13 protein-coding genes are annotated in these 25,569 nt (G+C 36.3%); all 13 read left to right on the top strand.

What is annotated here, in order from left to right; all coding sequences use genetic code 11:
* The first annotated feature begins 254 nt into the window (after positions 1-254).
* The 13 genes from JF259_RS01130 to JF259_RS01070 all read left to right on the top strand — a co-directional run bounded on the left by JF259_RS01130 (position 255) and on the right by JF259_RS01070 (position 25,357).
* Positions 255-2,549, top strand: coding sequence for a glycosyl hydrolase family 95 catalytic domain-containing protein (locus JF259_RS01130; protein ID WP_199112315.1), 2,295 nt, complete (start codon positions 255-257; stop codon positions 2,547-2,549).
* Complete coding sequence (locus JF259_RS01125; protein ID WP_199112306.1) at positions 2,539-5,025, top strand: DUF6259 domain-containing protein; 2,487 nt, start codon at positions 2,539-2,541, stop codon at positions 5,023-5,025. Before JF259_RS01130 ends, JF259_RS01125 begins: the two co-directional genes overlap by 11 nt.
* Before the next feature lie 279 nt (positions 5,026-5,304).
* A complete protein-coding gene (locus JF259_RS01120) occupies positions 5,305-6,966 on the top strand; it encodes a glycoside hydrolase family protein (RefSeq protein WP_199112304.1) in 1,662 nt (553 codons plus the stop codon).
* A 663-nt stretch (positions 6,967-7,629) separates the two neighbouring features.
* On the top strand, positions 7,630-9,222 hold the full coding sequence (locus tag JF259_RS01115) for an NADP-dependent glyceraldehyde-3-phosphate dehydrogenase (RefSeq protein ID WP_199112302.1): 1,593 nt from the start codon (positions 7,630-7,632) through the stop codon (positions 9,220-9,222).
* A 196-nt stretch (positions 9,223-9,418) separates the two neighbouring features.
* Positions 9,419-9,934 (top strand): azurin, encoded by a 516-nt coding sequence (gene azu / locus JF259_RS01110; RefSeq protein ID WP_199112300.1) that lies wholly within the window; start codon positions 9,419-9,421, stop codon positions 9,932-9,934.
* A gap of 277 nt (positions 9,935-10,211) precedes the next feature.
* Positions 10,212-12,104: a family 16 glycoside hydrolase gene (locus JF259_RS01105; protein WP_199112298.1), complete on the top strand. Its 1,893-nt coding sequence runs from the start codon at positions 10,212-10,214 to the stop codon at positions 12,102-12,104.
* Positions 12,105-12,109: 5 nt separating this feature from the next.
* Positions 12,110-14,056: a c-type cytochrome gene (locus tag JF259_RS01100; protein ID WP_199112296.1), complete on the top strand. Its 1,947-nt coding sequence runs from the start codon at positions 12,110-12,112 to the stop codon at positions 14,054-14,056.
* A gap of 764 nt (positions 14,057-14,820) precedes the next feature.
* Positions 14,821-15,411: an RNA polymerase sigma factor gene (locus JF259_RS01095; RefSeq protein WP_199112294.1), complete on the top strand. Its 591-nt coding sequence runs from the start codon at positions 14,821-14,823 to the stop codon at positions 15,409-15,411.
* A 167-nt stretch (positions 15,412-15,578) separates the two neighbouring features.
* Positions 15,579-16,775 carry a FecR family protein gene (locus tag JF259_RS01090; RefSeq protein ID WP_199112292.1) on the top strand — a complete coding sequence of 399 codons (1,197 nt, stop codon included), beginning with the start codon at positions 15,579-15,581 and terminating at the stop codon, positions 16,773-16,775.
* A gap of 141 nt (positions 16,776-16,916) precedes the next feature.
* The gene (locus JF259_RS01085; protein ID WP_233164032.1) at positions 16,917-20,381 is read left to right on the top strand and encodes a SusC/RagA family TonB-linked outer membrane protein; all 3,465 of its coding nucleotides are present in this window, start codon (positions 16,917-16,919) and stop codon (positions 20,379-20,381) included.
* 12 nt (positions 20,382-20,393) lie between these two features.
* Positions 20,394-22,280 carry a RagB/SusD family nutrient uptake outer membrane protein gene (locus tag JF259_RS01080; RefSeq protein WP_199112290.1) on the top strand — a complete coding sequence of 629 codons (1,887 nt, stop codon included), beginning with the start codon at positions 20,394-20,396 and terminating at the stop codon, positions 22,278-22,280.
* A gap of 43 nt (positions 22,281-22,323) precedes the next feature.
* The gene (locus JF259_RS01075) at positions 22,324-23,517 is read left to right on the top strand and encodes a DUF5000 domain-containing lipoprotein (RefSeq protein ID WP_199112288.1); all 1,194 of its coding nucleotides are present in this window, start codon (positions 22,324-22,326) and stop codon (positions 23,515-23,517) included.
* Positions 23,518-23,539: 22 nt separating this feature from the next.
* Positions 23,540-25,357 carry a DUF4998 domain-containing protein gene (locus JF259_RS01070; protein ID WP_199112286.1) on the top strand — a complete coding sequence of 606 codons (1,818 nt, stop codon included), beginning with the start codon at positions 23,540-23,542 and terminating at the stop codon, positions 25,355-25,357.
* The last annotated feature ends 212 nt before the right edge of the window (positions 25,358-25,569 follow it).

The following is a 25,569-nucleotide window of genomic DNA, read 5'->3' as shown; positions in this document are numbered from 1 at the left end:
TAGTTGTATAGGGTAAAGCCGATTAATAGTTATTTTGAGGGATGGATCATTTTTGAAATGATAAAATGATTGGTTTAATATTATATAATTACTAAAACTTAAACGAATGAAACGAGCATTAAGAAATTTTAAAAATTACTTCACAAAAGGAAATGTTTAAAATTTTTAATGAGAGAACGAGTGTAAGGAGTGGTTGCACGCGTTCTTAATTTTATAATTACAATAAAATAAATTAATTACTAAAATTTAAACGTGTGAAACAAAGATTAGTTGTATTTACTATAGGTCTATTGGTATCATGTTCCAAACCCAACACGGATGTTCAAATAACTTTCAATAAACACGATTTGGTATCAACAACCTTAGCTAAAAGTTGGGATGAGGGAATTCCTTTAGGAAATGGAATGATAGGTGCTTTGGTTTGGCAGAAAGAGGATAAACTTAGATTTTCTTTAGATAGAGCCGACTTGTGGGATCTAAGACCTATGGATATTAAGAATAAAGAGGAATGGAAGTATAGTTGGATTGTAGAGCAAAGAAAGAAAGGGACATTTCATGAGGTTATTAATAAGCTTGACAGAATATATGACGATAATCCAGCCCCTACTAAAATTCCTGGAGCGGCTTTAGAGTTTAATATAGCGCAGTTAGGAGAAGTAGAGCATGTTAGGCTTTCTATTTTAGATGCTGTTTGTAAAGTAAAGTGGAAAAACAATACAGAACTAACAACTTTCGTAAATGGAGCAAAAAATGTGGGTTGGTTTCGTTTTGAAGGTGTAGATGCGAACTTTAGTCCAGTAATATCTCCACCAAATTATGACAAAGGAGATTTAAACAAAGAAGCAAATTCACTAAATACACAAGACCTTATTACTTTAGGTTATACACAAGGGAATGTTACCAAAACACCCAATAGCCAATACTATATACAAGAAGGTTGGGGCGGTTTTAAATATCATGTTTATGTAGAATGGAAGTATATCAACAATGGTTTGGAAGGGTGTTGGTCTATAACTTCGGAATATCCAAAATGGGAAAAGAAAGCGGGAGCAATAGCCATTGTAAAGGGGAATATGAATGAAGGCTATAAAAAGCAATTTGTAACACATAAGGCATGGTGGAAGACCTTTTGGGAAAAATCAAAGGTTAATGTTCCCGATCCTATAATAGAGAAGCAGTGGTATTTAGAGCAGTATAAATTTGGGTCGGCAGCCCGTAAAGATGCTCCACCCATATCATTGCAAGCTGTTTGGACAGCCGACAATGGAACTATACCTCCTTGGAAAGGGGATTACCATCATGACTTGAATACACAGTTAAGTTATTGGCCTGCCTATAGCGGTAATCATTTAGATTTAGAAGAAGGATTTCTTAATTGGTTATGGCGGTATAGAGGGACGTTTAAAAAATTTACCCGTGATTTTTTTGAAACCAATGGTATGAATGTGCCAGGAACAACGTCGCTAGATGGAATTGGCATGGGAGGCTGGTCTCAGTATGCATATACCCCAACAGCATCGGCTTGGTTAAGTCATCATTTTTATTTGCACTGGCGTTATTCTATGGATCGTGAGTTTTTAAAAGAGCGTGCGTACCCTTGGATTAAAGATGTAGCAGTTTTTCTTGAAGAATTATCAGAAGAAGGAGCTGATGGGAAGCTAAAGCTACCTTTGAGTTCCAGTCCTGAAATATTTAATAATGAGGCTAAAGCATGGTTTTATGAAATAACAAATTACGATTTGGCATTGATGCGCTGGACTTTTGAAAAGGCTTCGGAATTAGCTTTGGAGTTAGGAGAAGTTAAAGATTCTAAAAGATGGAAAACCATACTTTTAAAGTTGCCTGAATATGCAGTAGATTCCGAAACAGGTCTTATGTATGCTCCTGGATTTCCATGTAGCGAGTCACATCGTCATTTTTCACAACTAATGGCTATTCATCCGTTGGGCACTATAGATTGGTCGCAAGGAAAGGCCTCTCAGGAAATAATTATTAATTCGGTTAAAAATTTAAAAACGCTAGGAACCGATTGGTGGACGGGATATTCTTTTAGTTGGCTAGCAAACATTCAGGCGCGTATGTATGATGGCGAAGCAGCGGCCAAAACCCTAAGAATATTTGCAGAAAACTTTTGTCTACCTAATTCGTTTCATGTTAACGGCGAGCAGTACAACAAAGGGTATTCTAAGTTTAAATATCGTCCGTTTACGCTAGAGGGGAACTTTGCATTTGCAGCAGCTGTTCAAGAGATGCTTGTTCAAAGCCATACAGGAATTGTCCAAGTATTTCCGGCAATCCCAGATGATTGGGCAGACGTAAGTTTTGATACCTTAAGAGCAGAAGGTGCTTTCCTTGTTTCGGGCAAAAAGGAAGCGGGGGAAGTCGTGCAAGTTTCAATACACGCAGAAAAAGGAGGTGTCTTGAAACTAAAGAATCCATTTGGAGATCGAAACTTTATTCTTGATGCAACCTATACACTAGAGGATGGTATAATTATTATTCAAACACAGGCAAATCAAAAGATAAACATTATTGCAGATGAAGTATAAGTATTCTATTTCTGGAATAATGATTGGTTGTTTGGTTATAATAAGCAATATAATCTTATCGTGCTCACGTATTCCAAACGAAGAAACTAGAACAATAGATAACAAAACTCATATAGGCATTCAGAATGCTTTTGTAAAGGTTACTTTTAACAAAAAGACAGGACAAATAGACTCTATCTATAATAAGCCTACAAAAGACAATTATATAAAAAATGAAAAGGGAGGAAATATTTTCAGGTTGTTTGCCAATACAACTTCAATGCCTTTCCTACGGGCAGGTGCGCAGGATAATGCCTATGGAGGTGTTTTAATTGATCCCAATTCATGTACCATTAATAGCTATAGTGTTAAAGAAGATGAAAACTTGAAAACACTTGAGATTATTTATCTCCACGAAAACACACAGCTTCAGGTTGCGTTAAAAGTAGGGCTTCATAATGCTTCGGGAACATTCGACACGCATTTAGCGGTAAAAAATGTAGGAAGCAAAACAGTCTCAGTTTATACAGCATTTCCATACTTTACGGGTATTTGTTTGGGTAATGACAAAGACACTAATTTAACGGTTAATATGTGGGATAGGGGGTATCCAAGTGTTAAAGCATGGGAACGCCCCATTGGAGGTATTTATGGTAAGGATGTGTCGATGCAGTGGCAAACGGTTTATGAGCCAGTTAAAAAGCAAGGCTTGGCTGTTATTGTTCAAGATAAAGACTTTAGCAATAAAGTGATATCTACCTTTCCCGAGGGCGGCATGGCATCCTTCTATTTTGATAAAAAACAGATAGATGCAGGTAAAGCCCAAATCTGGCCTTCAGCTAAAATACTGGCTTATAATGGAAATTGGAGAACAGCGGCAAAAGCTTATCATGCTTGGTTCTCTAAAAATATTAAAACACGCAAAGTGCCCAATTGGTATAAAGAAGAAGTAACAACTCGTTCGAGCACTTGGTTTCCAAGTAAAGGGGCGGTAGCAAAAAATAAGGAGACGGGTCAAGAGGATGTATTTACTTCTTTTGAGCAATTACATAGCTTGTTCAGTAAACCAATATTTGGCAATAACATTAATGACTGTATGGAGATAGCCATGTGGAATGAAGGTGTTAATCGTTGGCCAGAAACCTACGGGCCGTGGATGTCATCTGGATTTATAGATTTTAGGTCAGATCTTGGAGGCTTAGAGGCTTTTAAGAAAGGAGTAGAGATCTGCCATAAATACGGGAGGAGAGTAGCTATGTACGTAGCCGCTTATGGAGCTCGTAAAACTAGCCCAATGTTTGAAGGCGATTGGGAAAAGTTTGCTATTAAAAATAGAAATGGCAAACCTGTTCTGGATTACAGACAGGGAGATGAGATTTATGGTGCATTTAATTGTCCGGGATATAAACCCTGGCAAGATAATTTAATTAGGGTGTGTACCATGTTGGCAAAAACGGGTGTGGATGAGATTCGATTGGATGAATTCGGATTTCCATTTCGTCCCTGTTATAATGAAGCCCATGCGCATGAGAGTCCTTTTAATGCTAACAAGTGGATGCGAAATTGTTTGAAGAGAATTAGAGAAGCTACCGATAAAATAAATCCTGATTTTTTTATTTCTACAGAATTCTATATGGACTATTTCCATGAAAGTACTAATGGCGCTTTAATAATGGATTGCTCTGGTAGTGAAATTGATGCTATGAAAATAGCTATGCCAAACTATTTATCTTTATCATACCATGCCAGTGCTCCTGAGGCAGCCATTACGGGAGCCATAATGAGCAAAACAGAAAACCAAAGGCGTAATTGGGCTTGGTCTAAAGTAGGTACGGAAAAACCCAAAGATTATGATGAAGATTTTGTTATTGATTTAAGGTGGCATGAATTGCATCCAACATTCGCCAATGCTGTTACGTATGGAGATATTACCGAATGGGATCCTATTGCGGAAAATGACCCAAAGTGGATGGGGCATTTATGGAAATCAGAAGCTTATTGGGTATTAACAGGAGGTCATGTAGATGCTAGACCTCTTAAAGATGGTAAGGTGCTTGTAAGGCTCCCGGAATTACCAGAAAATGTTAAAGTTGCCTATGAGTTTAATGTGGAAACATTGAAAATGAACGAAATACCCATAAAGCATAACGATAAAGATATATACGTATCGTTGAAGTCGGCAGTTTCGGCAGTTTTGTTTCCATTACCAGATTGTCCGGCCTTACCTATAATTAATCAGCAAATGGTGAAAGGAGAGCAAGGAGAGGAAGTTCAAATTGCTGTTTCGCTTCTTGCACCTTGGCAAAAGGATAAACAAAGAATAGATTTAAGTCGTATTGAATGTAAAGCACCAGGATTTCAGGTGAATGATCACTTAGATGGGAATACGCGAATTTTTACAATTCCATTAACAGAAGTTACCCTAGAAGGAAAGTTTTATTATACCATATTAGGGGATTGCTTAAAGGTTAAAAGGTGGTTTACTATTAAAAGATAATATAGGTTGTATAAAGCATAATAATGCTTGTTGTATATTTTTATCCAAGCAGTAATGATATGTCTAGTTCGAGTGATTTTCTGTCAAATTGAGTGCAGTCGAAATCAAAGAAAACCGTATAGAGTACTAGTTTGAAAAATAAAATTCCCGTTCTCGATACAAATTTCACTCATTTCAATTGTGAAATTCACTCGAATTGACAGGGTTTTGCCAAAATGTCAACAGGTTAATAATATAAAAAAGGCATTATATAAATAAACGTAATTAGAATTGAATAAAATGAAACACAAAAATTTTATTATTCACTTAATTGTATTTGTATTGTTAATAGGACAAGTACAAGCCCAAGTTAAAGAACGTGAACGCCCTGTTGCATGGGATAGTTTGGTGTATGGAGGACGTTTTATGGATAGGTTTCTGCCTATGCCAGTACAAGGTCAATTAACAACAGATACTTGGGGTGCCAAAAATGTTATTCCACGTTATGTCGATAATGGGATTGAAGATAATGTAAACTCTTATTGGGGAGGTAATGCTGTGTTGGGAGACGATAACAAATACCATCTTTTTGTTTGTGGATGGCCAGAGAACTCCCCCAAAGGGCATATGTATTGGAGTAAGTCTACCGTATTCCATGCCGTTTCCCAAAATTCATTTGGACCTTACAAGATTGTAGAAACTGTAGGCAAAGGGCATAACCCAGAAGTATACAGGCTAAAAGACAATCGGTATGTTGTGTATGTTATAGGAGGTTATTATATTTCTGATGCAATCTATGAGCCTTGGAAATATAACAAGTTTGAATTTAATAAACGCGATCGGAAAATTATTGAAGGATTAAGTAACTTAAGTTTTGCCCAGAGAGAAGACGGATCGTATTTAATGGTGTGTCGCGGCGGCGGTATTTGGTTTAGTAAAACAGGGGTGTCTCCTTATAATCAAGTTACCGAAAAACGTGTGTATCCACCAGTTGAAGGAGAATTTGAAGATCCGTTAGTGTGGAAAACCAATATTCAGTACCATATGATCGTAAACGACTGGTTAGGTCGTATAGCCTACAGTTTAAGATCCAAAGATGGCGTTACATGGAAGGTCGATCCTGGAGAAGCATATATGCCTGGGATTTCTAAGTATGAAGATGGAACTAAGGTCGATTGGTTTAAGTATGAGCGTATTAAAGTGCTACAGGATAAATACGGAAGAGCAACACAGGCGCATTTTGCGGTCATTGATACCATAAAATGGCACGACCTTGAAAATGATAACCATAGCTCAAAACATATTGTTATACCATTAACAGTCGGGCGTTTGGCAACTGTGCTTAATAAGAAAAAGATTGGTGCCAAAACTAAAGCAGTACAGGTTAAAATAACAGCTGAGCCCGATTTTAATCCGCATACCGATATGGATATTGCATCCTTAAGATTTGGAGCCACTGAAGCAGTGAATTTTGGAAAAGGGGCTAAGGTCACTAAAACAGAAAAGATGGGAGATGACCTCATTATTACATTTGATGGGGAAGGTCATGGGCTTACAGAGTCTAACTTTGCTGGAAAAATAATAGGTAAAACCAATAAAGGAAGCCTTTTGTTCGCATATACACGTTTACCAGGGGTAGATTATGTAACGCCTATATTGTCTGCCAGATTGCCAAAGATAAAACCAACACCAAAAGGTGCGGATCTAACTGTTGAAGTTCAGAATTTCGGACAAGCAGCTTCTAAAAAATCCAAGATAAGAATAATATGTTCCAAGGAAGGAAAAGATATTGAAATTGTAAATGGAACGGTTCCCAAATTATTACCTTTTGAGAAGACAGGTCTTTATTTAAAGAGTAAAGTTTCTTTCGATAAGGATAAAACATATAAAATTAAAGTCATAATAAATCCAAATAGTCCCAACCCAATTTTATTACATGGCGAAGTAATGCCAATGCCTTAGTAAATAAAGCTGAAAAAGACTGTAATTAAGGAGTGTTTTTGAAAACAATAATAGGCGATGCCCGTTAAATGGTATAGTCTCTTTAATAGTGGTTTCAATGTTGCACTTATTGTTTCTGTTAAGTGAACTTTAAACGTTTGTCTGTGTGTTTTCGAGATGTTTGCTCATAAGATACAAATATAACTTTCCTGTTTATAAGCCCATGATTTTTTATTAAATTGAAAGAGTTTCTCGACGCTCTGCGTCGGGGATTCAGTTGAATCTGCCTGGTCGGAAGGGAAGATTGACATTTCCGTGAAGTCGAAGATTCGTGAATAAAAAGGGAACCTAAATAACAGTTCCGAAAGCTTTCGGAATCGTTTTTTTTTTTGACCTAAAAGGTCAAAATGCCATGCGTTAGCACATCGATGTGCACCTCTATGGTCCCCTGTCTAGAGGATAGTTTGTTTTAAGAAAATCTTTATTTTGGGATTTTAGGACATGTCAATTTAAATTCTTTAAATAAAATTAACAGTCGAAATCGATTTCGTTATAAACGTTTTGTAGCCTAGTAATTAAAGCGTTAAGAATTCAATATTTCTTTCAAAATAGACAGATTTTAAAAGAAATTTCAAAAAGAAGATAGGTATCTTAGCTTTACACTAAACTCTAACAACTTATATTATGAATAGATCTTTTAAGGATATACCTGAGCCCTATAAAATAAAATCTTTACACCATCAAAAGACGTATTTGGTATCGGGAGAACTAAAGCAATGGGATGGTGATTCTATTGATGTTTATTCTACGATTTCTTCTACTGAAGCTTATAGGCCTACGTTGCTAGGAAGTATTCCGCAATTAGGCGAGACTGAAGCAATGGAAGCCTTAAATTCGGCTTGTTTGGCTTATGACAAAGGGAAAGGCTTATGGCCTACAATGAAGGTTGTAGACAGGATTGCCTGTATGGAAAAGTTTGTAGAGCAGATGAAAACCAAACGGGAAGAAGTGGTTAAATTGTTAATGTGGGAAATTGGTAAGAATTTACCAGATTCTGAAAAGGAATTTGATAGAACAGTTGATTATATTTATGACACTATTGAAGCATACAAGCAATTGGATCGGGATTCTGCAAAGTTCGAAAAGCATCAGGGAGTCCATGCGCACATACGCCGAGGGCCTTTAGGTGTTGTGTTGTGCCTCGGGCCCTACAATTATCCCTTAAACGAAACCTTTACATTACTTATCCCAGCTTTAATTATGGGGAATCCGGTTATTTTTAAACCGGCAAAATTAGGCGTTTTGTTAATATCTCCCCTATTGGAAGCCTTTCAGAATAGTTTTCCCAAGGGTGTTGTAAATGTCATTTATGGCCGAGGCCGTGTGTTGGCCACACCAATTATGCAATCTGGTAAAGTAGATGTATTGGCTTTAATAGGTAATAGTAAATCGGCTAATGCTTTACAAAATAATCACCCCAAAAAGAATAGACTGCGATTGGTATTGGGTTTGGAAGCAAAGAACCCAGCTATCGTTTTACCCGATGCCGACTTAGATTTAACTATAGATGAGTGTATCGCGGGTACACTGTCGTTTAACGGACAGCGATGTACTGCTTTAAAAGTATTATACGTGCATGAATCTATTGTTGAAGAATTTAACAAGCGTTTTGCCGAAAAGGTGGATGGACTTAAATTTGGTAACCCATGGGACAAGGGCGCTAAGTTAACGCCGTTACCTGAAGTAGAAAAACCGGGCTATATACAAGAATTAATAGAAGATGCTAAGCTAAAAGGCGCAAATATTATAAACGAAAAAGGAGGAGAAACTTCAGAGAACTTTATTTACCCAGCAGTTTTATTTCCGGTAAATAAATCGATGCGTGTCTTTCAAGAAGAACAGTTTGGACCAGTAATACCTGTTGTGTCTTTTAATGAGATAGATGAGCCTTTAGACGATATGGCTGCATCAAATTATGGACAACAGGTAAGTTTGTTTGGTAAAGATGTAAAAACACTATCGCCTTTAATTGACATTTTGGTTAACTTAGTGTGTCGTGTCAATTTAAATAGTTCATGTCAGCGAGGACCGGATGTATATCCGTTTACGGGACGAAAAGACTCTGCATTTAGTACCTTGAGTGTGGTCGATGCGTTACGTTCGTTTTCCATCAGAACATTTGTGGCTTCCAAGGATAATGATTACAATAATGCCATTTTAAAAGAACTGTTGGAAAAGAAAACATCCAATTTTATAAGTACAGATTATATATTATAGTTTTGTTCGAAGTCCAAAGAATTATCTATTGGTAAATTGTATTTCGATTTTATTTTAACATGTTTCTTTGGATCCTTATTTTATCACATGTTTGTATAATTTTTTTCACTGAATTATACTATACAATAGTATTGGTATATATGTGTAAATTTGGTTACTTTTGAAGGATTAAATAATACTAAACAAAATGCTAAAAATGAAAACAATAAAATACGTATTAGTATCGATCTTTTCTTGTGCAATATTAGTCGGTTGTGGAGGAAAAGAAGAAAAGAAAAAAGAAGGGTTTTCATATGAAAAGAAAACCAGTGAACCGCAAAAAAAAGTTGAAGAAGATATCAGCAATGTTGTTATTTCTGGTAATGATATGATGAAATTCGATAAAACCGAAATTAGAGTAAAAGCAGGTAAAAAAGTGAAGCTAACCCTTAGGCACATAGGTAAATTGGACAAGAAAATTATGGGGCACAATTTTGTGTTGCTTAAGAAGGGGGTTGATTTAGTGGCTTTTGGAAATAAATCGGCTACAGCACATGATACAGAATTTATTCCAGCTGATGCAAAGGATGACATTATTGCGCATACTAAGTTAATAGGAGGCGGGGAGACCACTTCTATAGAGTTTAATGCTCCCGAAACTGGAGAATACGAGTTTTTATGCAGTTTTCCTGGACATTATGGTATGATGAAGGGAAAGTTTATTGTAGAATAAACTAATACAAAATAAAGTTTTAGCCCCAAGAATTATGTTATTCTTGGGGCTTTTTAATTTTATATCCATTCTTAAATAGAAGATAAATAAGTTGTATATTATTGCTTATATAAGTCATATAAAGGTAGGTGTTTAGACATGTGTATGATTGTATAATTTTTTTCAGTGAATAAAACTGCACAGGACAGTTGATATGTATACATATATTTGGTTTTGTGTCAAGTTGTAAGCAGTTGCTAAGCTGTATTTTAAGTCGAATTATTAGAAGAAATTATTTATGAAAATCAAAATTGTATTGACCATGCTCCTTTTTGGAGCGAATTTATTTGCACAAGAGCAAATAAAGCTTGATAACTTAAATGATTTTGACCAACAGGCCGGAAACTGGCAGATTGTTGGAGAAGTTACTGTAAATCGTAATATCGATGTGCATGAATTGGAAAAGCATGAGTTAGAAGCAAAATCTAAAAAGAAAAAGAAGAGAAAGCGAAAAAGTGAAAATCAGGTAATACCAAAACCTATAGATTTTAAACCGGGTTCGGGCATTTTACTTAATATAAACGATTCGGAAAAAAGAGATCCATTAAAAACGGTTTGGGAGCACGGTGACATTAAATTGGAATTGGAAGTGATGCTTCCCAAAGGATCTAACTCCGGTATTTATTTGCAAGGCAGGTATGAGTTGCAGCTTAAGGATAGTTGGGGCGTAGTAAGTCCTAAAATGTCCGATATGGGAGGTATTCATAATAATTGGGAAACAACACCGGATAAAATTTTTAGGGGGATACCACCGTTGAGTAATGCATCAAAAGCTCCGGGGCTATGGCAAAAATTAAAAATTCATTTTCAAGCTCCTAGGTTTAATACTTTAGGGGAAAAAATAGCCAATGCTAAATTTGTTTCGGTAACACTTAATGGTGTAGCGATTCATACAAATGTAGAGGTGCCTCATTATACAGGTGGGCCGATTGCGAAAAATGAAGTTGCTAAAGGGCCACTTATGATTCAAGGAGATCATGGACCAGTAGCATTCCGAGATATTAAATACCAATTGTTAGAACCATCAGGAGTTACGGTTTCTTCGTTGAAGTATAAAACGTATAAAGGTAACTTTAAAGGACTAGAGGAATTAAATGAAGCTAAGATTGTTTCAGAGGGGCAAGCAAAATTAATCGATGTTAATGTAACTGGCGAAGAAGATGGGTATGGCGTTGTTTATTCTGGAGTGTTGAGCATTCCTAAAAATAATACTTATACAGTATCTGTCGGTTATTCAGGAGGGATGTCGCTTGAAATTAATGGGAAATCTGTAATTCTAAAAAATGCATCCGATAGGGAAGAGTCTCTAGACGTAACCTTAGAGTTGTCGGCTGGAACCCATAGTTTTTTATTGACCAATATTAAATCGGCTGCTTGGAGAGCACCAAGGCTAGGATTTTCTATTAGTACAGCGGCAACAAACCCGAAAGCATTTAATGTGTACGATTCCTATCCAAATGCTGTAAATTCTGTTTCGCCAATATTTGTGCAACCTAATGCAAGGCCACGTATGTTAAGAGCTTTTGTAGGGTTTAAGGGCAACGGTAAGCGGTTGTCGCATACCATAGGAGTAGGAATGCCAGAAGGTGTAAATTATGTCTACGATTTGGGAGCTGGTAACCTCGTAGGTGTTTGGAGAGGCGATTTTGTCGATGCAACACCTATGTGGCATAGTAGAGGTGACGGGTCGTTTAGACCTAGAGGAGCTGTTCAGTGGACGTTTTTAAATCAGCCCATAGCGCAGCTTTCTAATTTTAAGGATGGCTTCCCTGTAACTGGAAGTGCTCCCGATTTTGTGTCCAAAGGCTATGCTGTTGATAAAGTAACCGGACTGCCAGTGTTCAAATATGTTTATAAAGATGTGGAAATTGAGAGTAGCATAACACCTAGCGATAATACCCATATTATCCATACCATTCAGTTTTCAAAGTCAGGTTTGGTTAATTGGTATTGTAAGCTTGCTTCGGGAACAGTTAAGAAAATGCCTGATGGATCATATGCTATCGATGACCAGAAATACTTCGTTAAAGTGTTAACAGGACAAATCCCTATAATTAGAGAAATTGAAGGGGAAACAGAGTTAGTGATTCCAGTTGATGGGAGTACGGTTAAATATGAAATAATTTGGTAGGCGTTATGAAAAAAGTAATTTACAGCAGAATTGATAGTGTAAAAATAGCAGTAATCTTATTGGTACTTGTATCGGTACAAAGCCTATTGGCTCAGAATGCACCAAAAGAAGAAGATTATTATAGAATTACTAAAGTGCCCACTCCCGAAGGCGTTCTTGTAGAAGGTGGTGGGGTTGAATCTCTTCCCAATGGAAGCATTGCTGTTTGTACCAGACGCGGTGATGTATGGATTATAGAAAACCCAACCATGGCCAATGGAAAACCATCTACATTTATAAAGTTTGCATCAGGATTGCATGAACCATTAGGATTGGCATATAAAGACGGTGCTTTATACACGGCGCAGCGTGGTGAACTTACAAAGCTTGTGGATATTGATGGCGATCGAATAGCCGATATCTATGAAACCATTTATGCTTGGCCTTTATCGACACATTATCATGAATATTCGTTTGGTCCTGTGTTGGCTCCCGACAACTCATTTTTTGTAACCGCCAATGTAGCTTTTGGTAGTGAAGAGTGGTGGCGAGGAGAAAGTCGCGTGCCGTGGCGAGGTTGGACAATGAAAATAACCGAAGATGGAAAGATGGAGCCTTGGGCAACGGGAATGCGTTCTCCAGCAGGGTATGGTCTAATAGATGGTGAGTTGTTTTATACAGACAATCAAGGAGATTGGATTGGGTCAGGCGCTCTGTGGCACTTACCCAAAGGTGTGGTTACGGCGCATCCAGCTGGACTTAAATGGAGTGCACTAGAAGAGTCTCCAATTAAGTTAACAGAAGCACAATTTTATAGTAAAATAGATAAACGACAAGTTAAAAAGAATGGCAGATATGTAAAGCCTGAAAATATATTAAATGAAGAAGATCCAGATTTTGTTCATGAATTGAAAGAGTCCTTTCCAGAGTTACAGTTGCCCGCAGTCGTACTGCCACATGGTATTTTAGGGATTTCCAATTCTGAAGTTAAAGTTGATAAAACCGAAGGTAAGTTTGGCCCTTTTGAAGGTCAGGTGCTTATTGGGGATATGGGACAGAGCAAGATAATGCGTGTTGTTCTTGAAAAAGTAAAAGGCGCATATCAAGGCGTTGCTTTCGATTTTAGATCAGGATTCCAATCTGGCGTAATGCGCATGGATTTTGATAACAACGGTAATCTTTTTGTTGGTGAAACCAATAGGGGATGGGGGTCTGCCGGAACCACTAATTCAGGTTTGGAGTATTTAACATGGACAGGACGCGTACCTTTTGAGATGAAAACTGTAAAAGCTAAGCCTGATGGTTTTGAAATTGAGTTTACAAAACCGGTTGATAGAGCGTCTGCAGAAGATTTGGATTCCTATAAAGGTAAAAGTTATATCTATAAATACCACCCTGCGTATGGAAGTCCACAAACAAATATCGAAGATATCAAGATTAAAGGCGTTAAAGTAAGTGAAGATGGGCTTAAAGTACGTGTTGTAACAGATAATTTAAGACAATATTACGTCCATGAAATCACATTGCATGGGGTTAAGCTTAAAGGAGGTGATGATTTGACGTTACATCCAACGTTTTATTATACTTTAAACAATATACCAGATGGTTCTAAATTAGAATTGTCTCAACTTTCAACCAAGCGATCCAGTGCTAAAAAGAAAGTTGTTAAAAAAACAAGTGTAAAGAAAAATGTGAGCACAAAAGCAGTTGCTGTTTTAAGTGATGCAGACGTACAGCCATTACTAACCAATAATACGTGTGTAGCATGTCATAATAAAGAGAAAAGAGTTGTTGGGCCGTCTTTTAAGGCAATTGCAAAACGTAATTACAGTAATGAAAAAATTGTAGAGCTTATTTATAATCCACAACCTAAAAACTGGCCAGAATATGCTACACCTATGGCGCCAATGCCGCAGGTTCCTAAAGCAGAAGCCTTGAAAATTGCAGCTTGGATAAATTCGTTAGACGATTAGCTTTCAATAGAAAGGAACTTAGTCAAGGGCATTTCAGTGCGGTTTGATTCATAAGATATTCTTTTGTTTTTATAGCGATTTGATATTTTTGGGAAGAAGTGGTGAATTGTTAATTTGTCACTTCTTTCTTTCTTTTGTTTGTTATTGACTTAACGAAGTGATTTAAACTTTTACAAATTGGCTAAAAAAATGTCGGTTTGCTTCCGTATTTTGTCTTTTCATCGTCACGTAGCCCTGCTATGCGACTCAAAAAAGCCTTCATCTGGTCACAAACCCATCAATTTTCGCTTCAATATAAGCATGCATTAGAGAGGGTATGTAAAAGATGAAAGTTAAGTATAGCAGATGGTGTGTAACTAAATTGTTAGCTAACTCTAGGAGTTTATATTGATTATTGTGCTTTCGAAGACGTTAGTAGTCTCGTTTGTAGTATTTTACCTTTTAAATATGTTAAAAGTATGGATTGTTTGGTTACTCATTTTCGTCAAAAAGGTGGATGGATTCGGCAATTTTGTTTGAAGAATAGTATAGGACAAATTTAATAGAGAGTTCTGTCATCTATAGGTTGTATGGGAGTTTTGAAGCAATTACATAAGGAGTTTGTTTAAAACCTTTTTTTATAAAAGCATTAAGGTTATTTTTTATTTAACAAAATTTTAATACTTTGCTTGCCGATTTATGATTTCAATAAGTTAATTGATATGAATATGTCACTTTTGGTTCTCGTTTAGAATAAGTATTAATATTTTACACGTTTAGATTTAATGAGTAAAAATTATCTGTATAATGATTCTTTTTTGGTAAAACAGGTAGCAAATGGTTGCGAAACTGCTTTCCTTAAATTGTTTAACCATTATAAGAATGATATTTACAGATATAGTATGAGTATGCTTAAGCAGAAGGAATATGCCGAGGAAATTGTACAAGATGTGTTTTTAAAAGTATGGTTGAATCGAGAAAGCCTTAATCCTAACTTATCCTTCAAATCTTATGTTTTTACAATTACCCGTAATTTAACAATTAATTTTCTGCATAAAGTAGCTAATGATAAAGCTATGAGGGATCATGTTTTTTACGAAGTCCCGGTATATTGTAATCCCATAGAAACAAAGTTAGATGAAGCTTATTTTGAAAAAATAAAACAACAGGCTATTAATAGATTATCACCTAAGCGCAAGCGCATTTTCGAACTGTCTAGAGATAAAGGGATGAGCTATGACCAAATAAGTGAAGAGCTTGGGGTGTCAAAAAATACAGTCAAAAATCAGATGAGCAGTGCGCTTGATACTATTCGAGAGTTTTTATTTGCCCATGAAAATTTAACTTTCATTCTTTTCATTTTGTTCATTCTATAGAACTAGGTTTTTTTTAATTATTTTTTTTGAGTTAACACACTGCTAGTCAATGTGTTAATAATGTATTTTTTTTAATGGGCAAAAAAAAGTGCATTTAGAATAGTACTCGAAGTCTTTCCAACTGTATTATATGTAGAATGCCCTTTAACTGTTTATAAAACAAGATAATGATTAAAGACCCACATATAAGACATTTACTTAAAAAGCATGCTCTGAATACCTGTACTAGGGAAGAAAAGGAAATACTTATAAATTTTTTTAAAAATAACGATACGTTGGATATAGGGTCGATTCCCAGCGTGGAGGAAATAAATGAGTTTCTAGAAGAAGATCCTCATAAAATTGATGAAGAACCTTCCCTTCGCATCTATGAAAAAATAATTGGTTACGATAAAAATATAAAGCGAGAGAAAACTTTAAAAAAGAGCAATAGTTCAGTTAAAAGATTCTTGAAGGTAGCTGCAGTCTTCACTGGTTTGATGGTTCTTGGTGTACTGTATAAAAATAATTATTTATCAAATAAATCAAGTTTTGATCAAGAGGATGTTCAGCAAACTAACATTACACTGCAATTGGATAATGGGGAAATTAAGGTAATCGATACAGAGGGAGTTCAAGACTTAACCGATGTAAAAGGAAGTGTTGTAGGGAAGCAGGTGAAAAATAGTATTACGTACTCAAAAGATACAGAGGTTGAAACACTTTCTTATAATACCTTAAATATCCCTTATGGTCAAACCTTCGAGTTGCTATTATCTGATGGAACCGTTGCGCATTTAAATGCAGGAACCTCCATTAAATACCCGGTTAAGTTTTTAGAAGGTCACAGTAGAGAGGTTTTTTTAGAAGGAGAAGCTTATTTCGATGTGGCTAAAGATAAGGAGCACCTGTTCGTTGTAAACAATAAAGGTGTTAATGTGGAGGTGTACGGAACCAAGTTTAATGTGTCTACCTACCCCGAGGATGAAAATACAGATGTTGTATTGGTTGAAGGATCAGTTAGTATGTACAAAACAGATAGCATATCAAATCCACAAGAAAGCACAAAGGTAATGCTAGTGCCAGGAGTTAAGGGAAGTTTTAATAAAACGAATGAAACTATTGAAACAAAACAAGTTGTTACGAGTATTTATACATCTTGGGTACATGGTGAACTGGTGTTTAGGGACATGACTTTTGCAAATATTCTTAAAAAAATGGAACGCCGTTATAATGTGTCGATTACTATAAATAATGATGCATTAGCTCAAGAAATTTTCAATGCGAGTTTTAGAAATGAACCTTTAGAAAAAGTCTTAGAATATTTAAAATTGACATACGATATAAACTATACAATTAAAGATAACCATATAACCATCCAATAATTAAAATGTAGCCTATGAAATAAAGCAGACAATTTTCAATTACGATTAAAGATTACTTATAAAAAAACCGAAAACTGTTGGAGCCAGTTTCCGGTTAAGAATGAGTGATTAAAACTAACCACAATTAAACAACTTAAAAGTATGAAAAAAATTCTTTATCAAAAGAACAAACACTGCCTGTGTTTAAAATTTAACCTTAAAATGAAGTTAAGTGCCTTATTTTTATTTGTTACGCTCTTTTCGGTCCAGGCAAATACCTCGTATTCTCAGGTTACTAAAATTTCTTTAAAACTAAAAGACGTTAAAGTAGAACAACTCATTGATGTTATAGAGAGTAAGAGTGACTTTCGTTTCATATACAAAATAAAAGATGTAGACCTAAACCGTCTCATTTCGGTTAACGCTAAAGAAGAAAAAGTAACCTCCATTTTAGAAAAAGTGTTTAATAAAACATTAACGACGTTTAATGTTATAGATAAACAAATATTTTTAACAAAAAAAATAGAGCCTCCTGTAAAAGAGGTAGTAGAGCCACGAGTTCAAGAACGTGAAATTAAGGGAACGGTAGTGGATGAAACCAATACACCATTGTTGGGAGTGACAATCCTTGTTAAAGGGACGAGTATAGGAACTACAACAGATTTTGATGGTAATTATACTATAAAAGTCAAGGAGCTTAATGCTGTATTAGTGTTTTCTTATGTTGGTTTCGAAACACAGGAGGTTCCTGTAGATAATAAAACAACAATCAATGTTACTTTAAAGGAAGATGCAGCCGAGCTGGATGAGGTTGTTTTAGTAAGTTTTGGTAAGCAGAAAAAAACAAGCTTAATATCATCAGTAACTACCGTTAAGCCTTCCGATTTAAAGATTCCCAGCAGTAACCTTACAACCTCATTGGCAGGTAGGGTAGCCGGAGTTATTGGTTTTCAACGTTCAGGGGAACCTGGTTTAGGAGCAGATGATGCCACATTCTTTATTCGTGGAGTGACCTCTTTTGGGTATGGAAATAATCCGCTTATTTTAATTGATGGTGTTGAGTTAACGGTTAGAGATCTTGCCAGATTACAGCCCGATGATATCGCAGAATTTTCTATCATGAAAGATGCAACAGCAACCTCGCTTTATGGAGCTCGAGGCGCTAACGGTGTTATTTATGTAACGCTTAAAGAAGGTGTAGAAGGGCCTTTACGTGTTAATGTAAGAATGGAAACGAGCATGTCTAGTCCTACTAAAAATGTAGATTTTGCAGATCCAATAACCTATATGCAATTGCATAACGAAGCAGTAAGAACTCGTGATCCACTTGGGCTTTTACCGTACTCTCAAGAGAAGGTAGACCAAACCATTGCTGGAGGTAATCCTCTTTTGTATCCAACTACAAATTGGCAGGAAGAGTTGTTTAAAGATCAAACATTTAATAAACGTTTAAACTTTAATCTTAATGGAGGAGGAAAAGTGGCACGATATTATGTGTCGGTTTCAGGAAGTCAGGATAATGGTGTGTTAAAGGTGCCTAAGATCAGTAATTTTAATAGTAATATTAAGTATAAACAATTTCAATTACGATCCAATACCAATGTAAAGTTGACCAAAACAACGAATCTTAAAATGAACTTTACTGGTAACTATGACGATTATACTGGCCCTATAGATTCAGGTGCAGGGCTTTATGCTAAAGTTGTGAGAACAAACCCAGTATATTTTAGACCTTTCTATGAAAAGGATGCCGATAATCAATTTACAAATCATATTCTTTTTGGAAATTACGGCGATGGAGATTACTTAAATCCGTATGCGGATTTGGCAAGAGGTTATAGGGAAACGGGGTCGTCTAAAGTGATTGCTCAGGTGGAAGTTGAGCAAGATTTTAATTTTATCACAGAGGGGCTTATAGGTAAAATGATTGTGAATGCTAATCGTGAGTCTGGTAATTCGATTATTAGGTCGTATAATCCGTACTATTATCAACCTATTTTAAACAGGGAGACAGGAGCTATTAGGCTAAACTCGTTGAATGAAGAGGATGGGACAGAATTTTTGGATTATAATGAAGTTAATAAATATGTAACGTCATCGACGTATTTTGAGTCGCGATTAACTTATAATAAGAATATCAATGAGATCTATGATGTTTCTGGTTTATTGGTGTTTACGTTAAATAATAGGAAAATATCTAATGCAGGGTCATTACAGGGGTCCTTACCTTTTAGAAACATGGGACTTGCGGGTCGTTTTACACTGGGTGTTAAAGATCGTTATTTTGGTGAGTTTACTTTTGGATATAATGGTTCCGAGCGTTTCGCTAAGGAAAAACGTTGGGGATACTTCCCTTCTCTAGCATTTGGATGGGTTGTTAGTAACGAGGAATTTTTTGAAAAACAAAAAGAGGTCGTTAATTTATTAAAGTTGAAAGCAACCTACGGTTTAGTAGGAAGTGATCAAATTGGAAGCGAATTTGACAGATTCTTTTACTTGTCTCAAGTTAATCTAAATGGAGGTCGCGGTTATGTTACCGGTAGTGATTTTGATAAGTTTCTTCCAGGGGCATCCATTCAAAGGTATGCCAATGATCAAATTTCTTGGGAAACGGGAGCAAAATTTAATGCAGGTATTGAGCTGGGGCTGTTTAATGAATTTAATTTAGAGGCAGATTATTTTATAGAGCATCGATCAAACATTCTTTCAGATCGTATCATGTCATCTAGTATCGGTTTGGAAGCAGGGGTGAAAGCTAATATAGGAGAGGCTGTTAGTAGAGGTGTAGATGGAAGGATAACTTATAATAAAAGTTTTAGTAATGGTATGTGGATTCAAGCTATGGGTAACTTTACTTATTCAACCAATAAAGTTACTAAAAAAGAAGAGCCAGATTATTCCAGTACACCTTGGTTGTCAAGTGTTGGAAAGCCAATCAATCAGACTTGGGGCTATATAGCTGAACGATTGTTTGTAGATCAGAACGAGGTTAATAATTCACCCCTTCAAACCTTTGGGGAATATACAGGAGGAGATATCAAGTATCGTGATATTAATGGGGATGGTAGGATTTCTGGATTAGACAGGGTGCCTATAGGTAATCCGGGCGTACCAGAGATTGTTTATGGGTTTGGGGTTTCAACTGGTTTCAAGAATTTCGATTTTTCATGTTTCTTCCAAGGTGTTGCCAATACATCGTTTTGGATAAGCCCTTCCGCTACGGCACCTTTTGCTAATTCTGTAGTTTTTGATCCTTCTACAGGTATTTCTCAAGGAAACAATCAGTTATTAAGGGTCTGGGCAGACAGTCATTGGTCCGAAGATAATAGAGATGTCTATGCCAAATGGCCGAGATTATCTCCTAATGTTATCAATAATAATGCACAAACAAGTACATGGTTTATGCAAGATGGGTCGTTCATGCGATTAAAATCTGCAGAGATAGGTTATACAATCCCTGAAAAGATGGTAAATAAATGGGGCTTAACAGATTTTAGGTTTTATGTTTCTGGGACTAATTTGCTAACATTTAGCAAATTCAAACTTTGGGATCCGGAAATGGCTTGGAATGGATTAGGTTATCCTACGCAAATGGTTGTTAATGCAGGCTTGCAAATATCACTTTAAAAAGAAAAGATTATGATAAAATATAAGTATATATTAGTATTCCTTCTGGCAATGACATTCATGTCTTGTGAAAAAGATTATTTAAACGTAGTGCCGGATAATCTGGCAACTTTGGATTTAGCATTCACAAATCAATACAATGCGGAGAAATACCTTTATGGTTGTTATTCTTACTTGCCCGATCCGAGTAGAGTAGGTAATAACCCGGCTTTAGCTGCGGGAGATGAGGTGTGGTATCCAGAAGTCCTTAGCACTAGTAACAGTGGAATGGCAGTAGCGCAAGGGTTTCAAAATATCACCAGTCCTAGGTTTGATTATTGGAGAGGTTTTAGAAGTTTGTATATCGGTATTAGAACTTGTAATATTTTTCTCGAAAATGTAGATAAGGTGCCGGGTTTAGATGACTATTTAAAAAGACAATGGGCTGCTGAGGCTAACTTTTTAAAGGCGTATTATCATTTTTATTTATTGCGTATGTACGGGCCTATTGTTATTAATGATAAGGCCATAAGTGTTACAGCGTCTACAGAAGATGTAAAAGCAGAACGAAATACTTTAGAGGAAGGCTTTGAGTATGTAATAGGTTTATTGGATAAAGCGATTGCAGATTTACCGGTTACATTACAATTTGAGGATGAAGACATGGGGCGTATAACAAAGCCAATAGCGGCTGCTATGAAAACACGGGTTTTAATGACCTATGCCAGCCCACTATTTAATGGGAATCCTGTGTATTCTGGAATGACAAATTCTGAAGGGACACCTCTGTTTCCTCAATCGTATGACGAAAGCAAGTGGTTAAGAGCCGCTAATGCAGCCAAGGAAGCTATTGATATTTGTCAATCTGCGGGAATGTCGCTTTACCAAAAAGAGGACTATGCCGATCCATTTCAACAAAACGATACAACCTTGATGAAGGCAGCATTAAGATGTCGCATTACAGAAAAATGGAATAAAGAATTAATTTGGGGGCATACCAGTAGTACTACGGATATACAATACCAAGCAATGCCGAGATTATATGGTTATACAACAAATCCTGTAGCTTCAAGGCATGCGCCTACATTAAGGGTTGCTGAAATGTATTATTCAGAAAATGGGGTGCCTATTAACGAAGATGTGTCATTTGATTACGAAAACCGCTATAAGCGCAGATCTGCAGAAACAGAGGATCGTTTTCATGTAGAACCAGGACAGCAAACGGCTATTCTAAATTTTAATAGAGAAACCCGTTTTTATGCCGATTTATCTTTCGATAGAGGTACTTGGTTTGGAAATGGAAGGGAGTTGGATACGGATCCTTGGTATATACATGGACGAAGAGGAGAGTTTGCTTCTGTTTTTGAAGTAAGTCAATATTCCGTTACAGGCTATTGGCCTAAAAAATTGATAAACATAAAGACAACCGTAAGAAATGGAACATCTCTTAATGCCGATAGATATGCATTCCCAATTATACGTTTGGCCGATTTGTATCTGTACTATGCCGAGGCTTTAAATGAAGTAAAAGGGACACCAGATAATGAGGTATATGAATATATAGATCTTGTGAGAGAAAGAGCAGGGCTAGATGGTGTTGTCCAAAGTTGGGCGAACCATTCGAATGAACCAACAAAACCTTCAACTAAATCGGGGATGAGAGAGATCATTCAGCAAGAAAGAATGATCGAATTGGCATTTGAAGGAGCAAGGTTTTGGGATTTAAGACGCTGGAAATTAACTGAACGTTATATGAATAAGCCTATCAAAGGTTGGAACGTTTTAGCGCAGGATGCTGAAGATTATTATAATGTAAAAACATTGTATAACCCGTCTTTCACACAAAAAGATTATTTGTGGCCTATAGCTGAAGGTGAAATTGTAAACAACCCTAATTTAATACAAAATCCAGGGTGGTAAGTTTATTATGTAAAATTAAAGTTTAATCGAAAACTTAACGAAAATGAAAAAAATATTAAGTCTACTATTAGTTTGCACCTTTATTTTGCTAGCCTGTCAGGAAGACTACGAGCATAATCCCATAACATCCGATGATGTTATACCTAGTGCAATAGAAAATTTAAGTTATACCTCTATTAATGGCGGTTTCGATATATCGTATGATCTTCCAAGTGATAAGGATCTATTATATGTAAAGGCCGTGTATGAAAACTCCAAAGGAGAAATGGCAGAAGTAAGAGCTTCCATTTACGATAATAAAATTCAAATACTTGGTTTTGGAGATACAAGTGAAAAGGAAGTTACGGTTTATGCCGTAGATAGATCGGAAAACGTATCAAAAGGGGTTTCATTTACAGCCTCTCCATTAATGCCTCCAGTACATATAATAAAGGGAGCTATGGAAATTACACCCGATTTTGGAGGTGCTAAGTTTAAATGGGTTAACGAACAGCAAACACCAATTGCTATTTTGCTTTTTGCGGAAAACGAACAAGGGGAGTTGGAGAATGTGCATACTGTATATACATCGCAATCAGAGACCAGTCATTCTTTAAGAGGTTTTGAGTCTGTACCACAGCCTTTTGCAGCAGTAATAAGAGATCGGTATGATAATTTTTCTGATACTATTTATCCAGGAACTCCAGATAAGTTATTAACACCTTTGTTTGAGGAGCGTTTGGACAAAGCAAAGTTTCAAAAAGTTGTTTTGGCTAATGATGATAACTGGGATGCTTGGGAAGGTGATTATTGGAATGCATTTGATGATGATTTGGGATCTATTGTGCATACACAGGGTGATCACCCAAGGCCAAGTATCATGACGATAGATTTGGGGGCAAATGTGGTTTTAAGTCGTATTAAGTTATTCCAAAGAGCGCCTAATCAGCAACATTGGGCGTATACACATGGAAACCCAAAATCATATACCCTTTATGGTGCTAAGGAATTACCAGGCAGTGATGGTAATTTAGATAATTGGATAAAATTAAGAGGTTGTGAGTCAATAAAACCTTCCGGCTTACCAATTGGTCAAAATACAGATGAAGATATCGCTCACTTCTTAGCTGGCGATGAATACACTTTTGAAGAAAGTGTTGAGATCAGATATTTCCGTTTAGCTGTTCAAGAAACTTGGGATGGAGCAGGGTTTATAAACTTTTCTGAATTGACCTTCTGGGGAAATGTAATTAATTAAAAAAAACATTATGAAAAAAACAATGAAATATTTAATATACTCGCTTATTTCTGTCTTAGGTGTTTTCTTTTCGTGTCAGGATATGGAAGATATGCACAGCCAATATATTAAGGATGGAGAAACAAAGTATACTAATAAAGCAGACTCTTTACAATCTTTTGCAGGTAATAAAAGAGTGTTGATTTCCGGTTTTATTAGTGGAGCCTTTAATGTAAACGAAATAGTCGTGACATGGGACAAAGGAAATAAAACGAAGACGTTTCCATACTCGAAATCTGATAACCATACTGATACATTAAAACTTTATATAACCGAATTGGAAGAGAAAAGTTATGAGTTTAAAGTGTACAGTAAGGATGCCGATGATAATGAGTCGGTTCCTGTTACGGTATTTGGCTCAGCATATGGAGAAAATTATATGTCTAATCTTGAGGCAAGAAGTGTTAATGGGGTTTCGTTTGATGGTGCCGATGGTGAAATTCAATTTGCAATAAGTGGCGATGAATTTCAACGCAAAACTGAAGTTAAGTATACGAACATTAATGATGAAGAGGTTATTGTAACTATTGAAGAAGATGAATCTGCAATTGCATTACCAAATGCTTCTCCATCGAATCCAATTATGTATAGGACTTTTTATGTGCCTACTTTGGCTGATGAAGACGGAAGCGAAACTTCCATAGATTTATTTCCATCAAATTGGAATACATATGAATTTCCGAGTACTATTACATCAGTTTTTGCAAGCCTTTCTTTAGATCCAATTTCTGGAGGCGTAATTGCGAATTGGGAGAATTCAGAAAATACATTGTTAACATTTGATTTTATAAACAGTGATAAAAATGGTGGTGAAGTAACAAATACTATGATGTCATCTGACCCTGAAGGTACTTATACGGTTACAGGGATGAAAAGTGAAGAACAGGAAATTAAGATTGCAATTTCAGACACATCTGGAAATTCGCAATCCATCTCTTTCACTGTAACGCCTTTGCCAGCAGCAGGCAAAGGTAGTTGGACAATTGTTGATTTTTCAACAGAAGAACCTGCTGAAGGAGCTCCAAATGGCTTAGCAAGTGCTGCTATAGATGGAGATTTGAGTACTTTCTGGCACACCCAATGGAATGGTGGGTCTCCAGGGTATCCACATTATATTGCGTTTGATATGGGAGCAGAAAAAACTATTGCTGGATTTGAAGTGTTTAGAAGGCAAGGTGATGGAAGAGGGCAAACTAGACATAAATTTTATGTGAGTTTGGATGGAACCAATTGGACGGATCTGGGTGAATATGATATGGATCCGAATACTAATGACGGTCAGGTATATATGGTAACTCCGGTTCTGGCAAGGTATGTAAAGTATGAAGCTACAGAAGGCTCTAACTTTTTTGCCTTTTTAGCAGAGATTAATGTAATTGAAAGTTTAGACAACATAGATTGGTCCGTTACTGACTTTTCATCAGAAATGGGAAATGCTCCGGCCTCCAACACCATTGATGGGGAGCTGGGAACCTTCTGGCATAGTGAATGGTCACCTAATCAACCACCATACCCACACTACTTTACTGTGGACTTAGGTGTTGAAAAAACAGTTGCAGGTTTCGAAGTATTTAGAAGACAAGGTGATGGAAGAGGGCAGATAAAACATAAGTTTTATGTAAGTTTGGATGGCATCAATTGGACAGATCTGGGTGAATATAATATGGACGCAACTACTGACGCTGGACAATTCTATGAAGTTGCTTTAACCAAAGCCCGTTATGTAAAGTATGAAGCTACAGAAGGCCCTAATTTTTATTGTTTCCTAGCTGAAATTAATGTGTACGGACTAATAGATTAGTTTTTAATAATTTAAAAAGAGAGGGCTTTAATAGCTCTCTCTTTTAATAACGTACTAATTCTTTATTGCTAAATAAAATACACACTTTATCCCATATTGTTTCTATGTGTTTTTATGAAATAGTCACGATACGCTCAATAATCCACCATTAAGCTTAAAATGACCCCGTAAATATCTATAAATATCTGCCAAATTTGTAGGATGTATAAAGA

The sequence above is a fragment of the Snuella sedimenti genome (assembly GCF_016428595.1).
GTDB lineage: Bacteria > Bacteroidota > Bacteroidia > Flavobacteriales > Flavobacteriaceae > Snuella > Snuella sedimenti.
The sequence above is the reverse complement of the archived record's forward strand: the minus strand, read 5'-3'. Positions and strand labels throughout refer to the sequence as shown.

Coding starts and splice junctions, on each gene's coding strand:
- JF259_RS01120 (WP_199112304.1), top strand. CDS start 5,305: ATGAAACACAAAAATTTTATTATTCACTTAATTGTATTTGTATTGTTA.
- JF259_RS01075 (WP_199112288.1), top strand. CDS start 22,324: ATGAAAAAAATATTAAGTCTACTATTAGTTTGCACCTTTATTTTGCTA.
- JF259_RS01085 (WP_233164032.1), top strand. CDS start 16,917: ATGAAAAAAATTCTTTATCAAAAGAACAAACACTGCCTGTGTTTAAAA.
- JF259_RS01090 (WP_199112292.1), top strand. CDS start 15,579: ATGATTAAAGACCCACATATAAGACATTTACTTAAAAAGCATGCTCTG.
- JF259_RS01115 (WP_199112302.1), top strand. CDS start 7,630: ATGAATAGATCTTTTAAGGATATACCTGAGCCCTATAAAATAAAATCT.
- JF259_RS01095 (WP_199112294.1), top strand. CDS start 14,821: ATGAGTAAAAATTATCTGTATAATGATTCTTTTTTGGTAAAACAGGTA.
- azu (WP_199112300.1), top strand. CDS start 9,419: ATGAAAACAATAAAATACGTATTAGTATCGATCTTTTCTTGTGCAATA.
- JF259_RS01070 (WP_199112286.1), top strand. CDS start 23,540: ATGAAATATTTAATATACTCGCTTATTTCTGTCTTAGGTGTTTTCTTT.
- JF259_RS01105 (WP_199112298.1), top strand. CDS start 10,212: ATGAAAATCAAAATTGTATTGACCATGCTCCTTTTTGGAGCGAATTTA.
- JF259_RS01125 (WP_199112306.1), top strand. CDS start 2,539: ATGAAGTATAAGTATTCTATTTCTGGAATAATGATTGGTTGTTTGGTT.
- JF259_RS01080 (WP_199112290.1), top strand. CDS start 20,394: ATGATAAAATATAAGTATATATTAGTATTCCTTCTGGCAATGACATTC.
- JF259_RS01100 (WP_199112296.1), top strand. CDS start 12,110: ATGAAAAAAGTAATTTACAGCAGAATTGATAGTGTAAAAATAGCAGTA.